The following is a 6,268-nucleotide window of genomic DNA, read 5'->3' as shown; positions in this document are numbered from 1 at the left end:
GAGGCTAGGGAAGAACTGATCGGACGGTTTGCCTCCCTGCGGGACGGCGTGATTGCGCCGCCGCCACCCTTGCTGACGGGCGTAGATCTCGATGCGGAGCTGGACGTTCCGGTCGTCATGCGGCGCAGCCTTCGGGCGGCAAGCGCGACAGGCGACCGTATCAATCTGGCCATGCGGACCTATCGTTTGCACCGTCGTGCACGCACGACGGTTCTCGTCCCATCGCGTGCAGCCCTCGGCCAGCTCGTGGCGTCCGGCACGGTCTTCCGGATCGAGCCCGTGCAGCCGATCAGCTCCACCTCGCCGGGTGAGGGTCGGGAACCCGACCGTCCTTTACCCGAAAACATGACGGCCCTGCCGGTCGTCGGCGTTGTTGACGGGGGGATGACAGCGGGCTCCTACCGTCACGCGGAGGCGTGGCGCGCCCCACCGCTGGTGTCCGATGGCGCAGCCGACACGAAGCACGGGAACTGGGTCACGTCTCTGGTGGTACAGGGCCACGACTGGAACAACAATCTCACCCTTCCTCCGCTCTACTGCCAAGTGGGCACGGTGCAGGCGGTCGTGAAGAGAGGATCGCGGGTCTTCGTCGATCCGCAGGATTTCGTTGCCTATCTGGACGGTGTGATGGCGGCGAACCCGGATACACGGGTTTGGAACTTTTCCCTCAACCAGCCTTATGCCTGCGATCTCGAAGCTGTCAGCGCCTTCGGACATGATATTGCCCTTCTCGCTCGCAAGCATAGTGTGCTCCCGATTGTTTCGGTCGGCAATCTCGGCGACAAGCCGGAAACTCGCCTTCAGCCACCTGCCGATTGCGAGGCCGCGATCACCGTCGGTGGCCGCATCCACGACGATAGCGGCGCTCCGGCGGGTGAATGCCCCGTGAGCCTGCGCGGGCCGGGTCCTTCCAGCATGCTTAAGCCGGACCTCTCGCACTTCTCGCATGTTCGTGCCCTCGGCGGTGTGCTCATCAGCGGATCAAGCTTCGCCACATCTCTGACTTCGCCACTCGCGGCGCACACGATGGAGCGGGTACGCAACGCCTCACCGGACTTGGTGAAGGCGCTGCTGCTGCATAGTTCGGACGGCCCGATCTTCGATCCGGCCCTTGGCTTCGGCACCCCGACGGCGACTTCTCTGCCGTGGGAGTGCCGACCAGGCTTCGTCACGTTGCAATGGCGCGCCGCGCTAAGGCCAGGTGCAGCCTATTATTGGGAGCTGCCGATCCCGGAATCTCTAAAGAGAACAGGAAAGCTGAAGGGGACCGGCGCGCTGACAGCGATCCTCAATCCGCACCCGATGGTGACGGATTACGCTGGCCCGAACTATTTCAGCGTCCGCCTCGAAACGGCGTTGCAGTACCAGCGTGGCCTGACGCCGAAGGGGGATGCCAAGTTCAACAGTCTTCTCGGATCGCTCAATACCGGGAAGATCACTGAGCAAGAGGCCCGCACACTCGATCACAAGTGGAGCCCTGTGCGGCACTACAACAAGAGCTTTCGCGGCAAGGATTTCGAGGGCGATGCACTACGCATCTATGCCCGCGTCTTCTCGCGTGATCTCTATCTCTATGAATACTCAGGCACCGAAGAGGTGCCTGAGATGGAGGCAGTTTTCGTGCTGTCGCTAGGCACCGGCGACGAGGACGATGATGTCTACAACGAGCTGCGCGACCAGCTTGGCGCCTTCGTCGAAACGGCGGTCATTGAAGCCGATATTGACGTGAACAATGAAGGAACCTGAATATGGCACAATGTACAGCGCCTATACACGGCCACCGTACAGCGAGCGGTCGAGACAATTGTCCCGCATGCGGCGGTCGTGGCGGCTACAGGTACTCGTATCCTTCCTACTCCTCACTGTCTTATTCTTCCTCGTCTTATTCCTCGTCGAGTGGCGGCAGCGGTCGGAGTGGCGGGGGTGGGTCTAGCCGCACGACAAGGGCCCCGTGGTCGCGTCCCGGTTCGGGCGTTCTGTACACGCCTGCCGAAATACGGGCGCTCACACCAGTTCGCGAGAACGTCGAGAAACGAGCCATCCTCGACGTTCGAGACATGTTCCTGTGTCATGCCTGGGATGACCGGCAGGGGGCGGCCAAAGAGCTGCACGATCTACTTGAGGCACGTGGTGTCAAAGTTTGGTTCAGCGAGAAGGACGTTGGTCTCGGCGTGCCTCTGCTCCGCGCCATCGACAAGGGTTTGGCGAACTCAAAGATCGGGATCGTCTTAGTGACGCCTGCTCTCCTGCTGCGCCTCCCGAAAGAAGGCATCGCCGACAAAGAACTTTCGGCGCTCCTCGCAGGTGAGCGGCTTATCCCCGTTGTTCACAACACGACGTATGAAGCTCTCCGCGAAGTCAGCCCTCTGCTGGCCTCGCGATCCGGTTTGAGCACAACAGAAGAGCCGATGACAGACGTTGCTACTAAGCTTGCAGAGTTGGTTACGGTTGCCAAATAAAAAAACACACTAATGTGATTTGGGAGTAATCAATGTCAGTCCTGATACCAGACGGTAGCTCCCATCGTTCCTTGGTGCGCGACAGTCGAGCGGCAAAAGATAATGAGGGGATCAAGGTTCTTGTTAATATGTCCCACGAGGCCATAAATGATTATGGCCCTCGAAATTGTTGGGTAGCAGCAGAAAGAAAGTACTATGACGGAATCTATGAAGTGAAGTCCGGACACCGTCATGTCGATATAACGACCGCAGACGTGCAGAAATACAAGCCCTAGAAATACCACCCAAGAACGAACAGCGGATAAATTATATGTTGCCTGCAAAGTTATGGTGTTGGCTGCTAAAGCATGAGTGGCTCGAGGTGGATCGAAGATTGGGTAACGATGTGGACTCAATTAATTACGAGTGCGGTCGCTGTGGCATGCAACAGAGCTATGGACAAGGCGGCTATCCAGAAAAGCGTCCTCCGTGGGACGACATTTGGAGAAAGTAGCCCATCGCGAACGACGTAATGAGTGATGCGCGTCGTTGCGGCCCGACGATCTGGCTGACATCAAGCTCACGCCAGCCAGTCTGGGACTGGCCTAGGCTGGACGCGGACGTATATGTCCCGGCGCTTATGCAGGGCGTGTTCGGCTCGCGCCGCTGGATGGCTGCACAGCTCGGTGCGACTGGCGGCAAGGCCACCAGCTAGGCCAAAGCCGACGCCGCCCGCGCCAACGGCCGCAAGGGTGGTCGTCTGCCGCGCTCGGCAACCGCATGACCACTGGCTTCCTGCTCGCGCGTGCCTTGTCCTTGTCGGGAGGCAAAGGACTGAAAAGGGCTAGCACTCTTCTGGGAAGCCGTATAGATCTAATATAAGATCTAAATGAAAGCAGGTTTTATGGTCGAGCAGTTGCGCGAACCTCTTCGGGCGGAAGGTGATCCTCTTGACCTACCACATGTCGTAGGTGGCTTTTCTACTGTCTTGGCCGATCCGCCGTGGCGGTTCACCAACCGCACCGGAAAGGTAGCGCCCGAGCATCGACGGCTCGATCGCTACTCCACCATGTCACTCGACGCGATCAAGCATCTTCCGGTGACGGATGTCACTGCGAAGAGCGCCCATCTCTACCTGTGGGTCCCCAATGCCCTGCTTCCCGAGGGGCTCGACGTGATGGCGGCTTGGGGCTTCCGGTATGTCTCGAACGTGGTTTGGGCCAAGCGCCGCAAGGATGGCGGGCCGGATGGCCGGGGGGTAGGCTTCTACTTCCGCAACGTGACAGAGCTCCTCCTTTTCGGGGTGAAGGGCTCCTTGCGAACGCTCCCCCCTGCCCGCTCACAGGTGAACATGATCGAGACGCGCAAGCGGGAACACTCGCGCAAGCCTGACGAGCAGTATGAGCTCATCAGTCGCTGCTCGCCCGGCCCCTATCTTGAGCTCTTCGCCCGGCACCCACAGCCAGGTTGGACGTCATGGGGCGATGAGGCGGCCGAAGATCAGGAGCCCCGCGGCAAGGCGCACAAGGGCTATACTGGCGGCCCCATCCTGCCAAGGCTTCGCGCCAACGAGCATGTCGGGGAAGAGCATGCGCTCATGATGGGCCGCGAAGTCCGTTCCCGCTACGAGCAGGGCGCCAGTATCCGGGCAATCGCCGAGGACACCGGCTATTCGATCCAGAGGGTGCGCTCGCTTCTCAGCCTTGCGGACACGACGCTCCGGTCACGCGGCCGGCAGCCGTCTTCCTGAGCTTACCCCCCGAACGGCTCGCCGCTCCAGGTGGCCTCGGTCGCGGCTACGATCAGGACGGGACAAGTGCCCATCACGCCTCGGCGCATGCGCAGCTGGGCCTTCTCGAAGGTCGTGGTCGTGGTCGTTCCCAGATCGATGGGCAGCTTGGACTTCTGATCGACCGGCAGTCCGGCCTGGTAGGCGTCCCAGATGCGGTGCGCCAAGGCACGCAGGGAGCCCAGGTGCTTGGTGATGATGACCCCGGCCGAGATCACCCCCGCCTCATACCAGGACCTGTAGGACGCGAGGTCTCGGTCCAGGTTTCCGTCCTTCGCGTTCCACTCCACATCGAGCACGATGCGGTTCTTGAAGTTGTCCACCAGGTATCCCTCCTGGTGGACAGCCGGCAGTTCGCCAAGCTTCTCGTTGTTCTTGCCGAAAAGCAGCCCGGTTGTCGCAAGATCGAGCCGCGCCTCCCGCCATCCCCGCTCGGCAAACCTGCCGTCGATCTGCTTGGCAATGTCTCCGCGATTGCCCCCCTTCTGCAGCCAGGAACTGGGCGACAGCCGATAGGTGGAGAGGACGTCCACGATGTCCGACCACTCCGAGGGACAAGTTGCCTTCATCACGGCGCAGGCAGAGTTCGTTTCCATGAACGCCCAGTGATCGCGTGCCTCGGGCGGGAGCACGAGGGGGTCGTCATAGGTCTGCGTCTGGAACATGAAGCCTCCGGTGCAGGCTTCCGTTCAGCCCACTACTCTGTGTCAGAAGCAAACATGCGGACGCAAGCTGACCCCGCGCGGTCCGACGCTCACTGAGGTGCCAGCCACATCGATCCTCCTGGGCCCGGGCAACGCATCCAGAGCTTGGAGATCATCTCCGGCTAAGGGGGGGAATTCCGGCTTCCGCTTCGAGTTCCGCCGCTCGGGCCTCTATGAAGGCCTGCAACTCGCCTGCCATCTTCCTGCCTGTTGCACTACAGGCTGTCTTGAACCGCGTATGCAAGGTTTCGGGTAGGTCCAAGCTAAGCCGCTTAGTAGGCCCCTGCCCTGCTGGCCCTCCAATCGGCTTCGCCGCCGAGTTGTTGTCATGCCCTGACCCGCCGCGCTCGAATGCCAAAATCTGCTCGTCCGTTGGATGCCGAGGCTTCGGGGCGGCTGAAAACGTCTTCTTTGACATGCCGTTCGATCTCTTCAGTTAGCTGTTCGATCTCGCGGGCCGCATTGCTGTCACCCGCCCACTCGAAAATCGTCTGACCCATGGTCAGGCTCTCGGCGAAGGCCACACGTTGCTCGATCTCGCTGGAGAGGATTGGCAGCGCCGCCTCAGCTGCCATGTTACGGATATCCCGTCCAATCACCGTCTTACCTATTTTACGGGAAACCACAAACCCACATTTGAGGTACGGCTTCAGCTCTTGCGCTTCGCGCACTTGTCGCACGGTCAAGTCGGACGCCCAGGTCGATAGTCCTGATGGCTCGATCGGCAAGGCCACAAAGTCTGAAGCCACAATGCAGCTCCGCGCGATCTCCTCCGCGTGGGGCGGACCATCGATCACCGTGTGGGTGTAATCGGCAGCGAGTTTGATCGCATCCCGAGCCATGTTGGCCCGCGCCATGCTCACCACCTGGAAGGGCGCATCTTGGCGCAGGCTCGCCCAAGTCGTTGCCGAGCCCTGCTTATCAGCATCGATGAGGAGGACTCGGTGTCCCTGGCGGGCGAGGCAAGCAGCGACACTCACCGAGAGAGTGGTCTTACCTACGCCGCCCTTTTGATTCAGGAAGGAAATGATCATAAGGGGATCGCACCACATCTACGCAAAAGTGTAAAGCCACAAACCCACATTTCAGCCGGATGATGCTATCATCCGTCAGGTTCGCACCACGGTGGGAAGGGCATGAGACCTGGCGCAGCCCGAGCCCGGCCACCTTGTTTCTGCAATACCATCAAATCAACATACCCACATTTTGGGTTTTGTGGGACAAGCAACTTCAGCGGGCAGGCTTAGAAGCCCTTCAGGTCGTGTCGCGAATGCTGTGGAAATTCCCTGGCGGCATGCTCCGGGCATGTGAAGGTTCGGTTTCTCAAGCTGCGAGGT

Annotated in this window: 6 protein-coding genes and 1 pseudogene; 4 read left to right on the top strand and 3 right to left on the bottom strand. The window is 60.4% G+C overall.

Translation table 11 applies throughout. The features are described 5' to 3' along the window. The 4 genes and pseudogenes from ACFHYO_RS15640 to ACFHYO_RS15625 form a co-directional block, all read left to right on the top strand. Positions 1–1,746: S8 family serine peptidase (locus ACFHYO_RS15640; RefSeq protein ID WP_394321619.1), on the top strand; the 1,746-nt coding region annotated here is incomplete at its 5' end. A gap of 311 nt (positions 1,747–2,057) precedes the next feature. Further along, on the top strand, positions 2,058–2,459 hold the full coding sequence (locus ACFHYO_RS15635; RefSeq protein ID WP_394321617.1) for a toll/interleukin-1 receptor domain-containing protein: 402 nt from the start codon (positions 2,058–2,060) through the stop codon (positions 2,457–2,459). Positions 2,460–3,342: 883 nt separating this feature from the next. Further along, a pseudogene (locus ACFHYO_RS15630) lies at positions 3,343–3,963 on the top strand (MT-A70 family methyltransferase); the annotation flags it as partial. 72 nt (positions 3,964–4,035) lie between these two features. After that, positions 4,036–4,188 carry a helix-turn-helix domain-containing protein gene (locus tag ACFHYO_RS15625; protein ID WP_394321621.1) on the top strand — a complete coding sequence of 51 codons (153 nt, stop codon included), beginning with the start codon at positions 4,036–4,038 and terminating at the stop codon, positions 4,186–4,188. Positions 4,189–4,190: 2 nt separating this feature from the next. On the opposite strand, the gene ACFHYO_RS15620 is transcribed toward ACFHYO_RS15625, so the two are convergent. The 3 genes from ACFHYO_RS15620 to parA all read right to left on the bottom strand — a co-directional run bounded on the left by ACFHYO_RS15620 (position 4,191) and on the right by parA (position 5,965). Further along, the gene (locus ACFHYO_RS15620; protein ID WP_394321615.1) at positions 4,191–4,892 is read right to left on the bottom strand and encodes a BglII/BstYI family type II restriction endonuclease; all 702 of its coding nucleotides are present in this window, start codon (positions 4,890–4,892) and stop codon (positions 4,191–4,193) included. 151 nt (positions 4,893–5,043) lie between these two features. Further along, positions 5,044–5,349: a plasmid partition protein ParG gene (locus ACFHYO_RS15615; RefSeq protein ID WP_394321613.1), complete on the bottom strand. Its 306-nt coding sequence runs from the start codon at positions 5,347–5,349 to the stop codon at positions 5,044–5,046. Continuing rightward, a complete protein-coding gene (gene parA, locus ACFHYO_RS15610) occupies positions 5,258–5,965 on the bottom strand; it encodes a ParA family partition ATPase (protein WP_394321611.1) in 708 nt (235 codons plus the stop codon). Before parA ends, ACFHYO_RS15615 begins: the two co-directional genes overlap by 92 nt. Positions 5,966–6,268 lie beyond the last annotated feature (303 nt).

This window comes from Paracoccus panacisoli (assembly GCF_042435015.1).
GTDB classification, from domain to species: domain Bacteria; phylum Pseudomonadota; class Alphaproteobacteria; order Rhodobacterales; family Rhodobacteraceae; genus Paracoccus; species Paracoccus panacisoli.
This window is presented reverse-complemented; position numbering and strand designations above follow the sequence as displayed.

What these genes read in the sequence shown, in the direction of transcription:
- ACFHYO_RS15635 (WP_394321617.1), top strand. Translation starts at nt 2,058, where the DNA reads ATGTTCCTGTGTCATGCCTGGGATGACCGGCAGGGGGCGGCCAAAGAG.
- ACFHYO_RS15625 (WP_394321621.1), top strand. Translation starts at nt 4,036, where the DNA reads ATGATGGGCCGCGAAGTCCGTTCCCGCTACGAGCAGGGCGCCAGTATC.
- ACFHYO_RS15620 (WP_394321615.1), bottom strand. Translation starts at nt 4,892, where the DNA reads ATGTTCCAGACGCAGACCTATGACGACCCCCTCGTGCTCCCGCCCGAG.
- ACFHYO_RS15615 (WP_394321613.1), bottom strand. Translation starts at nt 5,349, where the DNA reads ATGTCAAAGAAGACGTTTTCAGCCGCCCCGAAGCCTCGGCATCCAACG.
- parA (WP_394321611.1), bottom strand. Translation starts at nt 5,965, where the DNA reads ATGATCATTTCCTTCCTGAATCAAAAGGGCGGCGTAGGTAAGACCACT.